Annotated in this window: 19 protein-coding genes; 5 read left to right on the top strand and 14 right to left on the bottom strand. The window is 73.0% G+C overall.

Annotated elements, in window-relative coordinates:
* Positions 1 to 218 precede the first annotated feature (218 nt).
* The 9 genes from AAW13_RS06740 to AAW13_RS06700 form a co-directional block, all read right to left on the bottom strand.
* Entirely contained in the window at positions 219 to 752 is a 534-nt protein-coding gene (locus tag AAW13_RS06740) for an amino-acid N-acetyltransferase (RefSeq protein ID WP_046730879.1), read from the bottom strand.
* Positions 753 to 761: 9 nt separating this feature from the next.
* Positions 762 to 1175, bottom strand: coding sequence for a BlaI/MecI/CopY family transcriptional regulator (locus AAW13_RS06735; RefSeq protein WP_046730880.1), 414 nt, complete (start codon positions 1173 to 1175; stop codon positions 762 to 764).
* 179 nt (positions 1176 to 1354) lie between these two features.
* Positions 1355 to 1537: a hypothetical protein gene (locus tag AAW13_RS06730; RefSeq protein ID WP_046730881.1), complete on the bottom strand. Its 183-nt coding sequence runs from the start codon at positions 1535 to 1537 to the stop codon at positions 1355 to 1357.
* Positions 1538 to 1995: 458 nt separating this feature from the next.
* Entirely contained in the window at positions 1996 to 2613 is a 618-nt protein-coding gene (locus AAW13_RS06725) for a hypothetical protein (RefSeq protein WP_046730882.1), read from the bottom strand.
* A gap of 133 nt (positions 2614 to 2746) precedes the next feature.
* A complete protein-coding gene (locus tag AAW13_RS06720; protein ID WP_046730883.1) occupies positions 2747 to 3544 on the bottom strand; it encodes a type III pantothenate kinase in 798 nt (265 codons plus the stop codon).
* A 4-nt stretch (positions 3545 to 3548) separates the two neighbouring features.
* Positions 3549 to 4526 (bottom strand): carboxylating nicotinate-nucleotide diphosphorylase, encoded by a 978-nt coding sequence (nadC, locus tag AAW13_RS06715; RefSeq protein ID WP_046730884.1) that lies wholly within the window; start codon positions 4524 to 4526, stop codon positions 3549 to 3551.
* Positions 4527 to 4531: 5 nt separating this feature from the next.
* Positions 4532 to 6253 (bottom strand): L-aspartate oxidase, encoded by a 1722-nt coding sequence (locus AAW13_RS06710; RefSeq protein WP_046730885.1) that lies wholly within the window; start codon positions 6251 to 6253, stop codon positions 4532 to 4534.
* Positions 6250 to 7251, bottom strand: coding sequence for a pantoate--beta-alanine ligase (panC, locus tag AAW13_RS06705; protein ID WP_046730886.1), 1002 nt, complete (start codon positions 7249 to 7251; stop codon positions 6250 to 6252). The genes AAW13_RS06710 and panC overlap by 4 nt, the downstream gene beginning before the upstream one ends.
* Positions 7248 to 8213, bottom strand: coding sequence for a Rossmann-like and DUF2520 domain-containing protein (locus tag AAW13_RS06700; RefSeq protein WP_046730887.1), 966 nt, complete (start codon positions 8211 to 8213; stop codon positions 7248 to 7250). The genes panC and AAW13_RS06700 overlap by 4 nt, the downstream gene beginning before the upstream one ends.
* 207 nt (positions 8214 to 8420) lie before the next feature.
* On the opposite strand from AAW13_RS06700, the gene AAW13_RS06695 reads away from it, so the two are divergent.
* Both AAW13_RS06695 and AAW13_RS06690 read left to right on the top strand, forming a co-directional pair.
* Positions 8421 to 9659, top strand: a complete 1239-nt coding sequence (locus AAW13_RS06695; protein ID WP_079178730.1) for a threonine aldolase family protein — start codon at positions 8421 to 8423, stop codon at positions 9657 to 9659.
* A gap of 163 nt (positions 9660 to 9822) precedes the next feature.
* Complete coding sequence (locus tag AAW13_RS06690) at positions 9823 to 10923, top strand: DUF5937 family protein (RefSeq protein ID WP_046730888.1); 1101 nt, start codon at positions 9823 to 9825, stop codon at positions 10921 to 10923.
* Positions 10924 to 10936: 13 nt separating this feature from the next.
* On the opposite strand, the gene AAW13_RS06685 is transcribed toward AAW13_RS06690, so the two are convergent.
* Together AAW13_RS06685 and AAW13_RS06680 are read right to left on the bottom strand one after the other, a co-directional pair.
* A complete protein-coding gene (locus AAW13_RS06685) occupies positions 10937 to 11611 on the bottom strand; it encodes a response regulator (protein ID WP_046730889.1) in 675 nt (224 codons plus the stop codon).
* 84 nt (positions 11612 to 11695) lie between these two features.
* Positions 11696 to 12901, bottom strand: coding sequence for a sensor histidine kinase (locus tag AAW13_RS06680; protein WP_046730890.1), 1206 nt, complete (start codon positions 12899 to 12901; stop codon positions 11696 to 11698).
* A 118-nt stretch (positions 12902 to 13019) separates the two neighbouring features.
* Here AAW13_RS06680 and AAW13_RS06675 point away from each other — a divergent pair, with 118 nt between their 5' ends.
* On the top strand, positions 13020 to 14042 hold the full coding sequence (locus AAW13_RS06675) for an SAM-dependent methyltransferase (RefSeq protein ID WP_046730891.1): 1023 nt from the start codon (positions 13020 to 13022) through the stop codon (positions 14040 to 14042).
* 18 nt (positions 14043 to 14060) lie between these two features.
* Here the strand turns inward: AAW13_RS06675 and AAW13_RS06670 are convergent, their stop codons facing one another.
* The gene (locus AAW13_RS06670; RefSeq protein WP_046730892.1) at positions 14061 to 15212 is read right to left on the bottom strand and encodes an NADH-quinone oxidoreductase subunit D; all 1152 of its coding nucleotides are present in this window, start codon (positions 15210 to 15212) and stop codon (positions 14061 to 14063) included.
* 31 nt (positions 15213 to 15243) lie between these two features.
* Between AAW13_RS06670 and AAW13_RS06665 the strand changes: the two genes are divergently transcribed.
* Positions 15244 to 15747, top strand: a complete 504-nt coding sequence (locus AAW13_RS06665) for a PH domain-containing protein (protein ID WP_046730893.1) — start codon at positions 15244 to 15246, stop codon at positions 15745 to 15747.
* Positions 15744 to 17072: a PH domain-containing protein gene (locus tag AAW13_RS06660; RefSeq protein ID WP_046730894.1), complete on the top strand. Its 1329-nt coding sequence runs from the start codon at positions 15744 to 15746 to the stop codon at positions 17070 to 17072. Before AAW13_RS06665 ends, AAW13_RS06660 begins: the two co-directional genes overlap by 4 nt.
* A 497-nt stretch (positions 17073 to 17569) precedes the next feature.
* Here the strand turns inward: AAW13_RS06660 and AAW13_RS06655 are convergent, their stop codons facing one another.
* Positions 17570 to 18868 (bottom strand): hypothetical protein, encoded by a 1299-nt coding sequence (locus AAW13_RS06655; protein WP_476756029.1) that lies wholly within the window; start codon positions 18866 to 18868, stop codon positions 17570 to 17572.
* 97 nt (positions 18869 to 18965) lie between these two features.
* A complete protein-coding gene (locus AAW13_RS06650) occupies positions 18966 to 20093 on the bottom strand; it encodes an alpha/beta hydrolase (protein ID WP_046730896.1) in 1128 nt (375 codons plus the stop codon).
* Positions 20094 to 20114: the final 21 nt, after the last annotated feature.

Raw genomic sequence — 20114 nt, 5'->3', positions numbered from 1 at the left:
TGAGGGCCGGGGGTCCGCGGCGCCCGCCGTTACGCCGCCCCCTGTTATATGCAGTACTAGTACGTCGGAAAGCAAACCGCTTTTGCGGAGAAAACACAAACCCCTGGGAGAGACCGAGGGGCCCGCTCCCACCCGGAAACATGCGCGTTTCGGACATAGGGCACCGGGGGAAGGCGGGAGGCCCGGAATAGCGGATCGATCTCCCGCCCTCTCGGCGATCACAGATGCAGAAGCATCCGGCTGTTGCCCAAGGTGTTCGGTTTCACTCGTTCGAGTCCGAGGAACTCCGCGACGCCCTCGTCATAGGAACGCAACAGCTCCGCGTAGACATCGGTGTCCACGGGCGTCTCGCCGATCTCCACGAAGCCGTGCTTCCCGAAGAACTCGACTTCGAAGGTCAGACAGAAAACGCGGCGAACACCGAGCCAACGCGCGGTCTCCACCAACTTCTCCAGCAACTGATGACCGACACCGGCACCCTTGAGGCCCGGCTTCACCGCGAGAGTGCGGACTTCGGCGAGGTCTTCCCACATCACGTGCAGTGCGCCGCAGCCGACGACCTCGGCGTTGTCGTCGCGTTCCGCGACCCAGAACTCCTGGATGTCCTCGTAAAGCGTCACCGTGGCTTTGTCGAGCAGGATGCGGTCGCGGACGTACACGTCAAGGAGGCGGCGCACCGCCTGGACATCGCTGGTCCTGGCCCGCCTGACGGTGATGGCTTTTGCGGTGACTTCGGGGCGCATCGCTGACATGAGCGGACGCTATCGCCCGCCGTGGTCCACCACCGAGCCGGGGTTCTCCTCTTGGCGGACCGGCCGGTCTTGGCGTTCTTCGGGCTGTTCCGGCCTATCCGGTCCCTGCACGATCCGCACGGCGTCGCGCAGAGCCTGGCGCTGTTCGTCGCTCATCATCCCGAAGAAGGCGACGAGAGCGGCGGCCGGGTTGTCGCTCTGCGACCAGGCGTCGTTCATCAGAGCGGCGGCGTAGGCGGCCCGGGTGGAGACGGCCTCATATCGATAGGCACGGCCTTCGGCCTCCCGGCGGACCCAGCCCTTCTGATGGAGATTGTCCAAAACGGTCATCACGGTGGTGTACGCGATGGACCGTTCCTGCTGAAGGTCTTCCAGGACTTCCCGAACGGTCACCGGGCGGTTCCACTTCCACACCCGCGTCATGACCGCGTCTTCGAGTTCTCCCAATGGGCGAGGCACAGCTCAGACAATAGTGGGAGATCCCGCCAATGGCGTGCCGGACGTGCCCTTCCGCCGACAAACACGGGCAAAAAGGGCGCAGAGCGGCACGGAAACCCAGGTGGGCGGGCCGGGGGCGGTACGGGCCGGCGTCAGCCGGAGGCTCAGGCCTCGCTCTTCGGCGCGGCGGCCCGGCGGACGCCCTCCGCATGGGCGAAGGCGGCGTCGACGGCGGCGTCCTCCTTGGCCTTGGCGGCGCCTCCCTGGGTCTTCACGATCACCCGGACCAGGCCGATGAAGAAGATGGCCATGACGACCGGAGGCAGCAGCGCGGCGGCGTATTCCATGGGTCCAGAGTAGCCACGGGACACCGGGCGAAAGGGGCGGGGTGCGCAAACCACTCCCCGACACCCCCGAGCAGCCCCTTCGCCCTGCGCGCGCTCAGCCTCGGCCTCGGCCGTCCCGCGGGCGGCCCGCTACCCGTGGCTCTCGTGAACGAAGCCGACGCCGCAACCGATCCGGTCCGCGCAGGCGCCGCACGGGGCGATCTGCCGCCAGTGGCTCCGCGGACGAAGCCGACGCCGTACCCGATCCGGTCCGCGCCCGCCCCACACGCCCAGCCTCCGCCGCGCTGACGCCCAGCCTCCGCCGCACCGGCCACCACGCTGACGTTCGGCCTTCGTCGAGCCGGTGCTCGGTTCTCGCCTCCGCCCTGCGCGCGCACGGTCCCCGCCTAGCCCCGCCTCGACTCCCCGCCTCGGTCTCGCCCCGCCCGGGGCCCGCTCGCGGTCTCTCGTCCGGCGACTCAGCCTGCCGCGAGCTGCTGCGGGGGGCCGGCCGGTGGTGGGGTGGGGCGGCGGCGGGGGAACACCTCGCCCGGGGTGGGGATGGGGCGCTTCGGTGTGGCCGGGTCGGGGGCCGCGGGCCGTGGGGCGGGCCGCTCGGCGGGCTTCTCCTTCGGCTTGCGCTCCGGCTCCTCGGCCACACCGCCCGGCAGGGCCGTCAGACGGGCCCTGGAGGCCGGAACGGCGGGCGCCGGTACCCTGCGGGCGCCCTGCGCGAGCCGGGCCCGCACATCGCGCTCGGCGAGGTCCTGGCACCGGGCCAGCAGCGCCCCGGCGCCGGGGTTCCCGCGCAGCGCCCGCAGCGCGGCGAGATCGTCCGGAATGGGCCGGTGTCCGGCACCGAGCGCCTCCTCCAGGAGGGCCAGGTAGCCGGTGACGGTCCCCGGCAGGGCCGCCCGGTACCGGGCGAGATCGGCCACCAGGAAGGCACGCAGCCGGGCCGCCTCACGCGTCGCCTCGTCGAGCGACTCGGCGAGCCGATGACAGTGCTTGATGTCGTCGGCGGAGGCGGGGCCGGGGTGAAGGGCGAGGGCGAGAGCACGGCGGAGCACACGCAGCTCCTCCGCACCGAACGCCATGCCGCCGCGGGATCCATATGGCGTGGGCATGGACCGAAGATACGCGTAAATCAGACAAACTCGACATACGGTGCGGGTGTGGCGCGGGAGGGCCACCCACCTGGACGGCGCTCACCGCCACCCCGCCCGCGTCTCACATCCGCGACACGTTCCGCTCGTACACCAGCCGCAGTCCGACCAGGGTCAGCCAGGGCTCGTGCTCGTCGATCACCGAGGACTCGCCCAGCACCATCGGCGCCAGCCCACCGGTCGCGATCACCGTCACGTCGTCCGGGTCGTCCGCCAGTTCGCGCGCCATCCGGCCGACCACCCCGTCGACCTGCCCGGCGAACCCGTACACGATGCCCGCCTGCATGGCCTCCACCGTGTTCTTCCCGATCACGCTCCGCGGCCGGGCCACCTCGATCTTGCGCAGCTGCGCGCCCTTGACGCCCAGCGCCTCCACGGAGATCTCGATACCGGGCGCGATCACGCCTCCGACGTACTCCCCGCGCGCGGACACCGCGTCGAACGTGGTCGCCGTGCCGAAGTCGACGACGATCGCCGGTCCCCCGAAGAGCTCGACGGCCGCGACGGCGTTGATGATCCGGTCCGCGCCGACCTCCTTGGGGTTGTCGGTCAGGACCGGCACACCGGTCTTCACCCCCGGCTCCACCAGAACCGCCGGCACGTCGCCGTAGTACCGCCGGGTGACCTCGCGCAGCTCGTGCAGGACGGACGGCACGGTCGCGCAGATCGCGATCCCGTCGATGCCGTCGCCCAGCTCGTCGCCGAGCAGCGGGTGCATGCCCATCAGGCCCTGGAGGAGCACCGCCAGCTCGTCGGCGGTACGGCGCGCGTCCGTGGAGATGCGCCAGTGCTCGACGATGTCCTCGCCGTCGAAGAGGCCGAGGACGGTGTGCGTGTTGCCGACGTCGATCGTGAGGAGCATGACGTCACTCCGCCGCGCGCAGGTCCAGGCCGATGTCCAGGATCGGCGAGGAGTGGGTCAGGGCGCCGACGGCCAGGAAGTCCACGCCGGTGTCGGCGTACGCGCGCGCGTTGTCCAGGGTGAGCCGCCCGGACGCCTCCAGGAGCGCGCGCCCGTGCACGATCGCGACGGCCTCCTCGCACTCCCCGGGCGTGAAGTTGTCCAGCAGGATCAGGTCGGCGCCCGCGTCGACGACCTCGCGCAGCTGGTGCAGCGTGTCGACCTCGACCTCGATGGCCAGGTCGGGGAAGGCCTCGCGGACGGCCTTGAAGGCCTGGGCGACGCCACCGGCGGCCAGCACGTGGTTGTCCTTGACGAGGGCCGCGTCGGAGAGCGACATGCGGTGGTTGACGCCGCCCCCGCAGCGCACGGCGAACTTCTCCAGGGAGCGGAGCCCCGGGGTGGTCTTGCGGGTGTCGCGCACGCGCGTGTCCGTGCCCTCCAGGGCGTCCGCCCACGCGCGCGTGGCGGTCGCGATGCCGGAGAGGCGGTTCAGGATGTTGAGCGCGCTGCGCTCGGCGGTGAGCAGGTCGCGGGTGCGCGTGGTGACGGACAGCAGCGGCTGCCCGGCCTCGACCCGGTCGCCGTCCTCGACGTGCCGCTCGACCTCGAACTCGTCGGTGCAGACCACGGAGACCACGGCCTCGGCGACCCGGAGGCCCGCGACCACGCCCGCCTCGCGCGCGACGAAGTCGGCGGTCGCCACGGCCTCCTCGGGGATCGTCGCGACGGTCGTCACGTCCACGCCGTTGTCGAGGTCCTCCTGGATGGCCACGTTGGCGGTGTCCTCGACCTCCAGGGGGTCGAGTCCGGCGGCGGCGAGGAGTTCGGCGAGCGCGGGGTCGAGCCCGCACTCCAGGTACTCCTCGTCGCCCTCGGCGCCACAGGCACAGCCGTCGCCGCAGCCGCCGCCGTCGGCGAGGGGAAGGTCGTTGGTGCTCACGTCTGTCACTGCTCCTGGGATGGCTGATGCGGCCGGGTAGGGGGGAAGTCTGCGGTGTCGGTGGTGCGTACGGCCAGCGAACGGTCCGGATTGAGCCGTACGACGATGTGGCGCCGCCAGTGTGCGTCGTCGCGGTCGGCGTGGTCCTCGCGCCAGTGGCAGCCGCGGGTCTCCTCGCGGCGGAGGGCCGCCTCGACCAGCACGCGCGCGACGCACAGGAGGTTGGTGGCCTCCCAGGTGTCCACGCCGGGCTCGGCGGTCTTGCCGTTCTCGGCGAGGGCGTCGCGGGCCTCGGTGTGCAGCCGCTGGAGCTGCTCGGCGGCCCTGGTCAGGGAGTCGTCGGAGCGCAGCACCCCGGCGCCCTCCGTCATGATCCGCTGGATCGCGAAACGGGCCTCGGGGACCTGTAGCGGGTGCGCGGGCCGGTCCGGGTGCGGTACCGGCACGGGCACGCGCGCGTGGAGGCGGTCCGCCGCGTGCCGCTCGGTGATGTCGGCGACGATGCGCTCGGCGTAGACCAGCCCTTCCAGGAGGGAGTTCGAGGCGAGCCGGTTCGCGCCGTGCACGCCGGTGCAGGCGACCTCTCCGCAGGCGTAGAGCCCGGGGACGGTCGTGCGCCCGCGCGCGTCGGTGCGCACGCCACCGGAGGCGTAGTGCGCGGCCGGCGCTATCGGGATGGGCTCGGTCACCGGGTCGATGCCGTGCGCCCGGCAGGCGGCCAGGATGGTCGGGAAACGGTGCTCCCACATGTCCGCGCCGAAGTGCCGGGCGTCCAGGAACATGTGCTCGGCGTCCTGCTCCTGCATGCGCCGCATGATGCCCTTGGCGACGATGTCCCGGGGCGCCAGCTCGGCCAGCTCGTGCTGCCCCACCATGAAGCGCACGCCGGCCGCGTCGACCAGGTGCGCGCCCTCGCCGCGCACCGCCTCGGAGACCAGCGGCTGCTGTCCCTCCGCGTCGGCGCCGAGGAACAGCACGGTGGGGTGGAACTGCACGAACTCGAGGTCGCTGACCTCCGCGCCCGCGCGCAGCGCCAGCGCCACGCCGTCCCCCGTGGACACCGAGGGGTTGGTGGTCGCGGCGAAGACCTGGCCCATGCCGCCGGTGGCGAGGACCACCGCGGGGGCGTGCACGGCGCCCACGCCGTCGTGCTGGCCCTCACCCATCACGTGCAGGGTCACGCCCGCCGTGCGCCCTTCGGCGTCGGTCAGCAGGTCCAGTACCAGCGCGTTCTCGATCATCCGCACGCCCCGCGCGCGGGCCGCCTCCACCAGCGCGCGGGAGATCTCCGCGCCGGTGGCGTCGCCGCCCGCATGGGCGATCCGGCGCCGGTGGTGGCCGCCCTCACGGGTGAGCTCGATGTCGCCGTCCGCGTCGGTGTCGAAGTGGGCGCCGGTCGAGATCAGCCGTCGTACCGCGTCGGGGCCCTCGGTGACGAGGATCCGTACGGCGTCCTCGTCGCACAGGCCGACGCCCGCGACCAGGGTGTCGTCCAGGTGCTGCTCGGGGGTGTCGCCCTCGCCCAGGGCGGCCGCGACGCCGCCCTGCGCCCAGCGTGTGGAGCCGTCGTCGAGGAGCGCCTTGGTGACGACGACCGTGGTCAGTCCCGCGGCCTCGCAGCGCAGGGCGGCGGTCAGGCCGGCCACGCCTGACCCGACGACCACCACGTCCGCGTCGATGGACCAGCCGGGGGCGGGCGCGTGCAGTCGTATGCCGGTGCTGGTCACGAGGCGGCTCCCGGGGCGGCGAAGGTGAGGGGGATGTTGTCGATCAGCCGGGTGCTGCCGACCCGGGCGGCGACGGCGAGGACGGCCTCTCCCGTGAAGTCGTCGTCGATGTCGGTGAAGTCGGCGGGGTCGACCAGGACGAGGTAGTCCAGTTGGAGCGGCGGGTCGAAGTGCACGCCCTCGTCCAGGACCGCGCGGGCGGCCGCGCGGACGGCCGCGGCGGCGTTCGGCACGGCCTTGGCGACGGCGTGCGCGTCGGCGGCGGCGCGGGACTCCCCTATGGCGCTGAGGGCCTCGGCACGCGCGCGCGTGGAGGGCACTTCGAGGGCCCGCGCGCGCAGTGCCTCCTGCGCCGCGTGCCGGTCGCGGCCGGCGAACAGCGCGCGGGAGAGTGTGAGCGCCGTGCGCCGCTCGTCGGCCGACAGGTAGCGGTTGCGGCTGGACAGCGCGAGTCCGTCGCCCTCGCGCACGGTCGGCACGCCGACGATCTCGATGCCGAAGTTCAGATCGCGCACCATGCGCCGGATCACGGCCAGCTGCTGGGCGTCCTTCTGCCCGAACAGCGCCACGTCGGGGCGGGTGAGGTGCAGCAGCTTGGCGACGACGGTGAGCACGCCGTCGAAGTGACCGGGGCGCGAGGCGCCCTCCAGGAGGGTGCCCATCGGGCCCGCGGTGACCCGGACCTGGGGCTGCCCGCCCGGGTAGACCTCGTCGACCGAGGGGGCGAAGACGGCGTCCGCGCCCGCCTGCTCGGCGATCTTCAGGTCGGCTTCCAGCGTGCGCGGGTAGCGGTCGAGGTCCTCGCCGGCCCCGAACTGGAGCGGGTTGACGAAGACCGTGACGACGACCTCGCCGTCCGGGCCCGCGGTCTCCCGCGCGGTGCGGATCAGCGTGGCGTGGCCCTCGTGCAGGGCGCCCATGGTCATCACGACGGCGCGGCGGCCGCGGCGTACGCGCGCTTGCAGTTCGTCGGCGGTGCTCAGCAGGACGGTGGTCATCGGGCGTTCCCCTCGGGGCCTTCGGTGCCTTCGGTGCCGTCGGTGCCGTTCGCTTCACCGGGACGGTTCGCGAGGACGCCGAGGAGGTCCTCGGCGAGTTCCGGCTTCAGCAGGCCGTGCGCGAGGGCCCGGTCGGCCGTCGCGCGGGCCATCGCCAGGTAGCCGTCGACGGCTTGCGGGGCGTGCCTGCGCAACTCCGTGACGTGCGCGGCGACGGTGCCCGCGTCCCCGCGCGCGACCGGCCCGGTCAGCGCCGCGTCCCCGGAGCGCAGGGCGTTGTCCAGGGCGGCGCCCAGCAGCGGGCCGAGCATCCGGTCGGGGGCCTCGACGCCGGCGGTGCGCAGCAGCTCCATGGACTGGGAGACCAGGGTGACCAGGTGGTTGGCGCCGAGGGCGAGGGCCGCGTGGTAGAGCGGGCGGTTCTCCTCGGAGATCCACTCCGGTTCGCCGCCCATCTCGATGACCAGGGCCTGCGCCGCCATCCGCAGTTCCTCGGGCGCGGTGACGCCGAACGAGCAGCCGGCCAGCCGCTGCACGTCCACCGGTGTCCCCGTGAAGGTCATCGCGGGGTGCAGGGCCAGCGGCAGCGCGCCCGCGCGCAGGGCGGGGTCCAGGACCTTCGCGCCGTAGCGTCCTGAGGTGTGCACGAGCAGCTGGCCCGGGCGCACCGCGCCGGTCTCGGCGAGGCCGGTGACCAGGCCGGGCAGTGCGTCGTCGGGGACGGTCAGGAGCACCAGGTCGGCGCGCTGGAGCACCTCGGCGGGCGGTACCAGCGGGACGTCGGGCAGCATCGCCTCGGCGCGCCGCCGGGAGGTGTCGGAGACACCGGAGACGGCCACCGGACGGTGGCCCGCGAGCCGCAGGGACGCGGCGAGCGCGGGGCCCACGCGGCCGGCGCCGACGACGCCCACGGTGAGCCGTGCGGGGCGGTCGCTGGGATCTGGCTGTTGGACTGTACTCACGCGGCAGTGGCCTTCCCGTTCCAGTCCGCTCTGGGTACCGGACGATTTCTCGTCATGTTAACGCTATCGGGTCCGGGCCCAGTTGGCCGTCCACAGGCTGTGGGTGACCCGTCACACCGGAGCGGATGCCGCCGGGACGGGGCGCCGGATGCCACCGGGCGGAAAATCCCGGGCCGCACGGGCCCGCGCCACGGCATCATCCAGGGCATGAGCGACCAGCCCACCCCCCAGGACGGAACCGGCCCGGGCGAGACCCCCGGGGACGAGATCCGCGACACCGTGCGACCGGAGGCACCCCTGTCGGCCGAACAACGGCTGAAGGAGCGGCGCGCGACCGCCTACCGGGAGGCGGAACGCGTCCTCGCGCGCGTGAACCTGCGCGCCACCCTCCGGGAACAGCTCGCGCTGCTCCAGGAAGCCGCCCCCGGGGCCTACGACCTGGACGAGTCCGTGGACATCTACGGCAACGGTGTCGTCGAGGCCCTGGAGAAGCGGGTCGCGGACCTGCTCGGCACGGAGGCCGCCGCGTTCTTCCCGACCGGCACGATGGCCCAGCAGGTCGCCCTGCGCTGCTGGGCGGCCCGCACCGGCAGCCCCACGGTCGCCCTGCACGCCCTCGCCCATCCCGAGGTGCACGAACGCGACGCCTTCCGCGAGGTGGCCGGCCTGCGCACGGTGCGAGTCACCGGTGAGCCCCGGCTCCCCACCGCCCAGGAGATACGCGACTTCGAGGAGCCGTTCGGCACTCTGATGCTGGAGCTGCCGCTGCGGGACGCCGGTTTCGTGCTGCCCTCCTGGGAGGAGCTCACCGAGGTCGTGGAGGCGGCCCGGGAGCGCGACGCGGTGGTGCACTTCGACGGCGCGCGCCTGTGGGAGACCACCGTCCACTTCGGGCGGCCACTGCCCGAGATCGCGGACCTCGCGGACAGCGTCTACGTGTCGTTCTACAAGTCCCTGGGCGGTATCGGCGGGGCCGCGCTGGCCGGCCCCGGGAGCCTGGTCGACGAGGCGAAGACCTGGCGCCACCGGTACGGCGGGATGGTCTTCCAGCAGTTTCCGACCGCCCTCGCGGCGCTGATCGGGCTGGACCGCGAACTGCCGCGCCTGCCGGAGTACGTACGGCACGCGCGCGTGGTCGCCGCGGCCGTGCGCGAGGGCCTTCGGGAGACCGGCGTCCCCTGGTCCCGGGTGCACCCCGGGGAACCTCACACCCACCAGTTCCAGGTCTGGCTGCCGTACGAGGCGGAGGTGCTCACGGAGGCGGCGCTCCGGCAGGCCGAGGAGACCGGCACCTACCTGTTCGCCGGCTTCTGGAACGCGAAGGGTCCGGGCATCTCGATGACCGAGGTGACGGTGGCGGCGGCGGGCCTGGACTGGACGCCGCGGGAGGTGCGGGCGGCGGTCGCGGACTTCGCGGGCCGCCTGCCCGAAGCGCCGTCCTCCTGAAGCCCGCCGCGGGAGCGCCCGAAGTGGGCTGTGGAAGCGCCTGAAGCCGGCCGCGGGAGCGCCTGAGGGCGGCCCGGGGGAGCGCCGGGGAGCGTTCTTCGCGGGGCGGCCGTACGTGGTCGGCCGGCGGGGCGTTGTCAGTGGCCGGGTGCACGATGGGGACATGAGCGTACGCATCGACATCGCGGGGCTGCGGCCCGAGCGGGTCGCTGTCGTGCCCTCGCCGCTGGCCGAGCTCGGCATGGCCCTGCACGCGCTGTCCGAGCCGGGACACCACCCCGGCCTCCAGGGCTGGGTGACGGGCGTGACCGCGCGCCTGGAACCGGACCTGGCGGACCGGATGTCCGAGGCGGACTTCCTGTGGCGGTCCACGTTCTCGGACCTGTTCCTGCCCTGTGCGGGCCTGCCGGGCGCGGTCCCGGGCGGCACGCTCGCGGAGGAACTGGACCAGCTGGACAAGCTGACGGACGCCCAGTTCGTGGACGCCGCCCTGGAGTTCACCTGTGTGTGGTCGTACGACACCCGGGCCCCGGACATCCTGGCGGACCCCGTGGTGCGTCGGCGGGCGCTGGAGGTGGCGGCCTCGCGCGGCCCCCGGCAGGTCCGTTTCGCCCAGCGCCTGCTCGACGACCCGCCGAGCGTGCGCGCCTGGCTGCGCCGGTTCCTGGAGGACTGCGCGACCGCTTTCTTCGACGAGGCCTGGTCGCGGCTGCGGCACCAGCTGGCGGCCGACGCCCGGCACAAGACCGAGCTGCTGCGGCGCAAGGGGCTGGCCGAAGCGCTGACGGCGGTCTCGCCCTCCGTGACGCTGGACGGGACGGGCTCGCGCATCATCGTGGACAAGCTGACCGACGGGCACGCGGTGACGGACGCCGACGGGCTGCTGCTGGTGCCCACGAGCCTCGGCTGGCCGCACCTGATGGTGCTGCACCGCTTCGGCTGGCAGCCGGTGCTGCACTATCCGGCCGGCTCGCCGGAGCTGGCCTCTCCGGCGTCGGTGGAGCAGCTGACGCTACGGATGGCCGCGCTCTCCCACCCCGTGCGGATGCGGCTGTGCCGGTACCTGGCACGCAGCGCGTACACCACCAGCGAGCTGGCGCAGGCGCACGGTCTCTCGGCACCGGAGGTGTCCCGGCATCTGGGTGTGCTCAAGAAGGCGGGCCTGGTCACGACGCGCCGCCGCGGGCGGTACGTGCTGCACCAGCTCGACGTCACGGTCGTCGCCCGCCTGGGCAGCGACTTCCTGGAGGGCATACTCCGCTAGGGCGTGTTGCGCCCTAGCCGCGTCCGCCGCCCGCCCGGACCAGTCCGGTCTCGTAGGCCAGCACGACGACCTGGACCCGGTCGCGCAGCCCGAGCTTGGTCAGGATGCGGCCCACATGGGTCTTCACGGTCGCCTCGGACAGCACCAGCCGGCCCGCGATCTCGCCGTTCGACAGGCCCTGCGCGACCAGCACCATGACCTCGCGCTCACGGTCGGTGAGGCGCTCCAGTTCCTGGTGCCGGGGCTCCTTGCCTGCCGAGGGCAGCATCGGCGCGAACCGGTCGAGCAGCCGCCGGGTGGTGGAGGGCGCGACGACGGCGTCACCGCTGTGCACGGACCGGATCGCGGCCAGCAGTTCGCCCGGGGGCACGTCCTTGAGCATGAAGCCGGAGGCGCCCGCCTTCAGCCCGGAGAAGGCGTACTCGTCGAGGTCGAAGGTGGTCAGGATGAGCACCTTGGGCGGATCGGGCTCGACGCAGATGCGGCGGGTGGTCTCCACGCCGTCCAGCTTGGGCATGCGCACGTCCATCAGCACCACGTCCACCTCACTGGACCGCAGCACCTGAAGGGCCTCGACGCCGTCGCCCGCCTCCGCGACGACCTCCATGTCCGGCTGGGCGGCGAGCACCATCCGGAACCCGGTGCGCAGCAGCACCTGGTCGTCGACGAGCATCACGCGGATCGTCATCGGCTCCTCTTCCGTTTCCGTTCGTCTGCTTACGCCCGGATTCTCCGGGGCGTGACAGGTGTCAACCGGGGGCGTGCGTCAGTGTCAGTGCGCCGGTTTGAGCGGCAGCAGGGCACTAATGCGGAATCCTCCGCCAGGGCGGGGGCCGGCGTCGAGGGTGCCCCCCACCATGCCGACCCGCTCGCGCATGCCGATCAGGCCGTGGCCCTGGCCGTCGGCACCGCCCTCCTCGTACATCTCGTGCGGGGCGCCCGTACCGTCGTCCTCCACCAGCAGGCCGAGTCCGTCGTCGAAGTACACCAGCCGCACGCTCGCGCCCGCGTTGGGCCCGCCGTGCTTGCGGGTGTTGGTCAGCGCCTCCTGCACGATCCGGTACGCCGTGAGCTCGACGCCGCTGGGCAGCGGGCGCGGGGTGCCCTCGACCTTGAAGTCGACGGGCAGTCCGGAGGTGCGGCACTGCTCGACCAGCTCGTCGATCTGCTCGACGTCCGGCTGCGGGACGTACTCGCCGACCTCCTTGTGCTCGCCGGTACGCAGCACGCCCAGCAGGCGGCGCATCTCGGCGAGGGCCTGCCGGCCGGTGGAGGAGATCGTCTCCAGGGCCTTCTTCGCCTGGTCCGGGGCGGCGTCGAGGACGTAGGCGGCGCCGTCGGCCTGGACCACCATCACCGACACGTTGTGCGCCACCACGTCGTGCAGCTCACGCGCGATCCGGGCGCGTTCGGCGGCGACCGCGACCTTGGACTGCGCCTCGCGCTCCTTCTCCAGCCGGGCGGCCCGCTCCTCCAGCTGCGCGAAGTACGCGCGACGGGTGCGCATGGAGTCACCGAGCACCCAGGCGAGCACGAACGGCACCGTCTGGAAGAGCACGATCGCGACATGGCCGGGGAGACTCGCGTCGTGCTGCGGCCAGCGGATCTCCGCCAGGGGCGCCGCGCACAACCCGCCGTACAGGCCGAACCGGGACGCCCAGCGGGCGCCGACCGCGGCGTTCGTGCAGACGATCACCAGCATGGCGAAGTTGGCGACGGTCGTCTCCACGTCCAGCATCAGCTGGGCCAGGCCGGTGGCCGCGGCCAGCAGCAGCATCCGCTCCGGGACCCGGCGGCGCAGCGCGACGACGACGGCCATCACGACCGACACGGCGACCATGCCGGCGGTCGAGCCGTGGTGGTCCCGACTCTGGTCGAGCCTCCAGGCGCTCGCGCCGGAGAGCCCGAACAGGACGACGGCCCAGAAGGTGTCGACCCATGTCGGGTGCCTGCGGAGGAAGTCATAGAGGCGCTGCACGTAACCCAGAGTAGGGAAGCGTGATAGGTGCAGGGGTCAACCGGAGGGCCGATCCCTGCTCCGCACGTGTACTCCGCAAGGTGGAGAAGGTGATCACCTGTGCGCCTAGTCTGGCCCGGTGACGGATGAGGCGACGCGAGAGACGGCTGACGACGCCCGGGGCTGGCGCGCGGCCACCGAGGCGGCCCTGTACGGCCCCGGCGGCTTCTACCGCCGCCCGGAGGGGCCGGCCGGGCACTTCCGTACGTCGGTGCACGCCTCGCGGCTGTTCGCCGAGGCGGTGGCCGAGCTGCTGTGCAGGGTCGACGAGGCGCTGGGCCGTCCCGAGGAGCTCGACTTCGTCGACATGGGCGCCGGCCGCGGCGAACTGGTCACCGGTGTGCTCGCGGCGCTGCCCGCCGAGGTGTCGGCCCGCACGCGCGCGTACGCCGTCGAGATCGCCGACCGCCCGGCCCGCCTCCCCGAGCGGGTCACCTGGCTGTCCGAGCTGCCGCGCACGGTCACCGGCCTGCTGTTCGCCAACGAGTGGCTGGACAACGTCCCGGTCGACGTCGCCGAGGTGGACCCCGCCGGGGTGACCCGGCTGGTGCTCGTCCGGCGCGACGGCACCGAGCTGCCGGGCGGGCCCGTGTCGGGCGCGGACGCGGAGTGGCTGGCGCGGTGGTGGCCGCTGGGCACCGAGCCGGGGCAGCGCGCGGAGATCGGCCTGTCCCGGGACCAGGCGTGGGCGTCCGCGGTCACCAGCCTCCAGCGGGGGCTCGCGGTGGCCGTGGACTACGCGCACACCGTGGCCGCCCGTCCGCCCTTCGGGACGCTCACCGGCTTCCGCAAGGGGCGTGGGACGGTGCCCGTGCCGGACGGGGCGTGCGACATCACGGCGCACGTCGCGCTGGACGCGTGCGCGGCGCTCGACCCGGCGCTCAGGCTGCCCGAGGCGCTGCTCTGCACCCAACGCGACGCCCTGCGCGCCCTGGGCGTGGTCGGCGCCCGCCCGCCGCTCACGCTCGCCTCCACACACCCCGCCGCCTACGTACGCGCGCTCGCCGTCAGCGGCGAGGCCGCCGAACTCACCGCCCCCGGCGGCCTCGGCGACTTCGGCTGGCTGGTCCAGCCGGTCGGGATCAAGGACGCACTGCTGTAGCAGCCGGCCTGGCGCCGCCTACTTGTCGATGTCCCCGACGACGAAGAACATCGACCCCAGGATCGCCACCATGTCCGCCACCAGGGTCCCCGGCAGCAGTTCGGTCAGGGCCTGGATGTTGTTGTACGAGGCGGAGCGCAGCTTCAGCCGGTACGGGGTCTTCTCACCCTTGCTGACCAGGTAGTAGCCGTTGATGCCGAGGGGGTTCTCGGTCCAGGCGTAGGTGTGGCCCTCGGGCGCCTTGAGGACCTTGGGGAGCCGCTGGTTGATCGGACCCGGCGGCAGCTCGGCGGCCCGGTCCAGGCAGGCGTCGGCCAGGTCCAGGGCGTTGTGCGTCTGCTCCAGGAGGCACTCGAAGCGGGCCAGGCAGTCGCCCTCGGACCGGGTGACCACCCGGAGGGTGTCCTGGAGCTCGCCGTACGCCAGGTAGGGCTCGTCGCGGCGCAGGTCGAAGTCGACGCCCGAGGCCCGCGCGATGGGACCGCTCACGCCGTACGCGTGCACGGCCTCCGGCGCGAGGACACCCACGCCCCGCGTCCGCCCCCGGAAGATCTCGTTGCCGAGCACCAGGTCGTCGAAGACGTCCATCCGGGAGCGCACGGCGGAGACGGCGGCACGCGCGCGTGCGGTCCAGCCGGCCGGCAGGTCCTCCTTGAGGCCGCCCACGCGGTTGAACATGTAGTGCATCCGCCCGCCGGAGACCTCCTCCATGACGTTCTGGAGCACCTCGCGCTCGCGGAACGCGTAGAAGACCGGCGTGATCCCGCCCAGCTCCAGCGGATAGGAGCCGAGGAACATCAGGTGGTTGAGCACCCGGTTCAGCTCGGCGAGCAGGGTGCGCGTCCACACCGCGCGGACCGGCACCTCCATGCCGAGCATGCGCTCGACGGCGAGGACCACGCCCAGTTCGTTCGAGAAGGCCGACAGCCAGTCGTGACGGTTGGCGAGCATGATGATCTGCCGGTAGTCACGCGCCTCGAAGAGTTTCTCGGCGCCCCGGTGCATGTAGCCGATCACCGGTTCCGCGGAGACGATCCGCTCGCCGTCCAGCACCAGCCGCAACCGCAGCACGCCGTGCGTGGAGGGGTGCTGGGGGCCGATGTTGAGCACCATGTCGGTGCTCTCCGCGGCGCCGCCGATCCCGACCGTGGTCTCCGTCGTAGGAGTCATGGACCCAGTCTCCCCTACGTACGCTGGGCGCATGGAGACGGGGAGCGCCGCCGGCGCCGAGACCACGGGGACCGAGCCGGTGTGGACGGGGCTGCCGCCCGGCCTGCTCCGGATGCGCCGGCTGCTGCTGGTGGTGTGGCTGGGACTGACCGCCCTGGCCGTGGGACTGCTGCTGGGCCTGCTCGCGGGCCCGGCGTGGGCGGCGTTCGCGCTGCTGCCGCTGGCCGTGCTGGCATGGGGCTGGGTGCTGCTGGGCCGCAACTGGCGGTCCTGGCGGTACGCGGAGCGGGCCGACGACCTGCTGATCAGCCGCGGTGTGCTGTGGCACGAGGAGACCGTGGTGCCGTACGGGCGGATGCAGCTGGTGGAGGTGACCTCGGGGCCCGTCGAACGGCACTTCGGGCTGGCCAGCGTGCAGCTGCACACCGCCGCCGCGGCCACCGACGCGACCATCCCCGGCCTCGAACCGGCCGAGGCGGAACGGCTGCGCGACCGGCTCACCGAGCTCGGCGAGGCCCGATCGGCGGGCCTGTGAGCACGTCCGGCGTCGACGACGCCATACGCCCGGACGGGATCGTCGCCGAGCGCCGGCTGCACCCCGTGACACCGTTCCGGCGGGCCTGGGCGCCGGTCGCGGTGATCACCGGCTGGGCCGTGCACGACCCGAACCAGGCGCAGGAACAGCTGACCAGGCTGACCACGACCATGCTGCTCGGCGGGCTCGCCGTCCTGGTCGCCGCGGGCTCCCTGTACGGCTTCCTCACCTGGTGGTTCACCTACTTCGCGGTGACCGAGAGCGAACTGCGCATACGCACCGGCCTGTTGTTCCGGCGCACCGCGCACATCCGGCTGGAGCGGATCCAGGCCGTCGACGTCACCCAGCCGCTCCTCGCGCGCGTGGCGGGCGTCGCCAAGCTGCGCATAGACGTCGTAGGCACCGACAAGAAGGACGAACTCGCCTTCCTGGGACAGGGCGAGGCGCGGAGACTGCGCGCGGAGCTGCTCGCGCGCGCCGCCGGTTTCGCGCCCGAGACGGCGCACGAGGTCGGCGAGGCACCGGCGCACGAGCTGATGCGGGTGCCGCCGGCCAAGCTGGCGCTCGCGCTCGTGCTGACGGGTGCCACGTGGGGTTCGCTGGCCGCCGCGCTCGTCGTACCGCCCTTCCTGTGGCTGGCGACGCACAGTGTGTGGACGGTCCTCGCCACCGCCCTGCCGCTGCTCGGCGCGGCGGCCACGGCCAGCGTGGGGCGGTTCGTCTCGGAGTACGACTGGACGCTCGCCGAGTCCCCGGACGGGCTGCGCATCGACCACGGGCTGCTGGACCGCACCCACGAGACGGTGCCGCCGGGGCGGGTGCAGACCGTGCGGATCGTGGCGCCGCTGCTGTGGCGGCCGCTGCGCTGGGTGCGGGTGGAGCTGGACGTGGCCGGGTCGGAGAACTCCGTGCTGGTGCCGGTCGCTCCGCGGGCGGTGGCCGAGTCGGTCGTCGCGCGTGTGCTGGCCGGGGTGACCGTGCCCGGCGAGCTGTCGCGGCCGCCGCGACGGGCCCGCTGGTGCGTCCCGCTGTGGTGGCGCGGCCACGGGCTGGCGGTCACGGACGCGGTGTTCGCCGCGCGGCACGGACTGCTGCGCCGGAAGCTGTCGCTCGTGCCGCACGCCAAGGTCCAGAGCGTACGGGTGACGCAGGGGCCCTGGGGGCGGCTGTGGCGGCTCGCGGACGTCCATGTGGACACGGGAGCCAACAAGACCGTCACGGCGCGCCTGCGGGACGTCCAGGAGGCCGCGGCGCTGCTGCGCGAGCAGGCCGAACGCTCACGAACGGGGCGCCGTTCGGCCCGCCCGGACCGCTGGATGGCCTGACTACCGCGGTTCGGGGGCCGACAGGTCGTCGACCGAGCGCGGCGCCGTCGTGGCCGGGCGCGCAGTTCCCCGCGCCCCTGACGGGGCGCTGTCGTGGCCGTGTCCGAGGAGTCGCCGTGCCCCTTCGGGGGCGCTCTCTGCGACCGGAAGCCTTGAACGAACGGGAGGGGCGTCGGTCGGGTGCGGCGCCGTCGTGGCCGGCCGCGCAGTTCCCCGCGCCCCTGACAGGGCGCTGTCGTGGCCGTGTCCGAGGAGTCGCCGCGCCCCTTCGGGGGCGCTCTCTGCGACCGGAAGCCTTGAACGAACGGGAGGGGCGTCGGTCGGGTGCGGCGCCGTCGTGGCCGGCCGCGCAGTTCCCCGCGCCCCTGACGGGGCGCTGTCGTGGCCGTGTCCGAGGAGTCGCCGTGCTCCTCGGGGGCGCTCCTCGGTGGTCGGGGTCTTTTGACGGGGTGAGCCGGGGCACCGGTGGGTGTCCCGGCTCGGGAAGCGTCGAGTGTTCAGGAGGCGGCGCTGCGCAGGCCCCCGAGGTTGATCTGCTCCGTCTCGTCGTGCGCGGTCAGGTCGATGACCTGGCCGACGCCCCGGGACTCCGGGTCCACGGGCTTGAAGTCCGCCTCCGACTCGGCCTTGTGGAGCGCGAGCGCCTCCTGGCCGACGACGTCCGCGAGGTCCTCGTTGTGCATGGACTCGAGGCCGCCCGACGAATCGCCCTTCTGCGTGCCGAAGAAGTCGAAGCCGCCGGTGACCAACGGGCGCGGGATGGGCGCGGCCGGCAGCACGGCCACCGCGGTCGGCACCGTGAAGTGCCCGGAGGGCTGCACGGAGTTGACGGACGGCGTGGCGCTGACGCGGACATCCTCGTCAGCGCCGCGGACGTCGTCCTCGGCGCCGCGGACGTCTTCCCCGGCCTCCGCCGCCGGTGCGGTGGGCTCCGGCGCGGCCGGGGTGTCGGCGGCCGCGCGCGTGTGCCCGTCGGCCGCCTCGGGCTTCCCCTGTGCCTCGTCCTCCGGGTCCTCCGGCGCGGCCGCGGCCTTCGGCGCCACGCGCTCGGCTGCCTGCTCCGGCGCGCCCCCGGTGTCCGCGTCGGCGGCGGCCGCCACCGCCGGGGCGTCGCCCTCGTCGAACCGGGCCAGTGCCACCTTGGCCCGCAGGAACAGCTTGGAACCCTCCGGCGAGAACACCGCGGGAACCTCGGGAGCGGTCTCCTCTGAGGCGGTCTCCTCCGAAGCGGTCTCCGCGACCGCGTCCTCGGCCGTCGGCGCCCCGTCCGTCAGCGCCTCGTCCGTCGGCTCCGCGGGCTCGTCCCCGCTCCGGGCGGCCGGCAGCGCGTTCGTCGGTTCGGCGGCTTCGATCTCCAGCAGGCGGCGGCCCTCCAGCGCGCTGGCCCGCTCGGTCTCGGCGGTGGCGTAACGGCGCAGCAGGGACGCGTGCTCGTTGCGCAGGCCCGCCAGCTCGGTCCGCTTCGCGCGCAGCCGCTGCTCCAGCTTGGTACGCAGCTCCCGCGACTCCTCGAGGTCGGTCTCCAGCTCGGCGATCCGCTCCTCGTGGCGCCACTCGTCGCTGGCCCGCGCGCGGGACATGTCGGCCACCTGCTTGCCCGCCTCGCTGTCCCAGCGGCGCATGACGGCGGCGCCGACCGCGGCGGTGGCCGCGGCTATCGCGGCCAGGGTGCGCAGCGCCGTCCGATCCGAGAACAACCAGGGGCCCAGGGCGCAGACGAGGGAGACACCGGCGATCGCCGAAGGAGGCAACAGCCTGTGCAAGGGCGGTGAATGACGGTGGCGTCCACGTGGCATGGCCAGAAACTTACCGCGCGTAGGCGAATGATGGTGCCACCGGCCGTAAAAACACAGCGACAACGAAGTCTTCACACGACTTCGCCGGCGCCCGCGTTCAGCGCTCGGCCAATCGCCCGCTGATCCACTCCAGTGTCGCGGGGATCTCGCGGCGCCAGGTATTGAAGTTGTGGCCTCCGCTGTCGAGGATGATCGACGAGATCCGGGTCCGGTTCGTGGCCTGCACGCGCGCGATGAATTTCAGCGTGTCCTTGTAGTTGGATTCCCCGATCTTGCTGCTGGTGACCAGCAGGGAGGTGTCCGGAGCCGGTTCGTGGGCGAGGTACCACCACAGGTTCGCGCGGTTCTTCAGTCCCTGGTCGCCCTGGAAGAGGTCGCCGGTCGTGGGGTCCTTGGGTGCCTTGTACGAGGGGGAGAGTCCGGCACCGGCCCCGTACACACCGGGGTGGTGCATCGCGAGCTTGAGCGCGCAGTAGCCGCCCGTCGAGTCGCCGACGATCCCCCAGCCGCCCGGTTTCCCGTCGACCCGGTAGTGCGCGCGTACGGCGTCGGGCAGGTCCTTGGCGAAGAAGGTCTCGGTCCCCGGCCCGTGCGGCACGTCGACGCACTCGGTGTCCCGGGGCGGGGCGACCGTGGGCCGCAGCATCACCAGGATCGTCGGCCGCATCCGGCCGGCCTGCACCAGGTGCTGCGCCGTGCGCGGGTAGTGCAGTTTGTCCACCAGCGCCCGCGCGGTTCCGGGGTAGCCGCTGAGGACGACCAGCACCGGGAACGTACGCGTGCGGTACTGCGGCTGGAAGTACTCCGCCGGCAGGTACACGTACGCGGGCGTGGCGATGTGGGTCGTACGGCCGACTATGTCGACCTGCTGGATCTGACCTGCCGTCCGGGGCAGCGAACCGCCCATGCCGTGCACCTCGGACGTCGCCACCAGCCGGACCGGGCCGGCCGCCGAGCCGCCCGGGGTGTGGTCGACGACGACCCCCTGGTCGGTTTCGGTGCCCATCAGGTCCGCCCAGCTCGCGTAGAAACCGAAAGCCTGGTTGACCGCTATCCCCACGCACGCGAAGAGCGCCAGCTGGGTTGCCAGCAAAAGTCCGACGCGACCGCTGACGGCCCGCCAGTTGCGCCGGGCGAGCCGGGGCCACAGCCACACCGTGCCTGCGAACAGCAGAACGGCGCACAAGATCGTCAATGCCAGCATTTTATTGCTCGTGAGACCCATGAGGTGCTTCCTGCCTGCGCT

The organism is Streptomyces humi, from assembly GCF_001005085.2.
Lineage (GTDB): Bacteria > Actinomycetota > Actinomycetes > Streptomycetales > Streptomycetaceae > Streptomyces > Streptomyces humi.
This window is presented reverse-complemented; position numbering and strand designations above follow the sequence as displayed.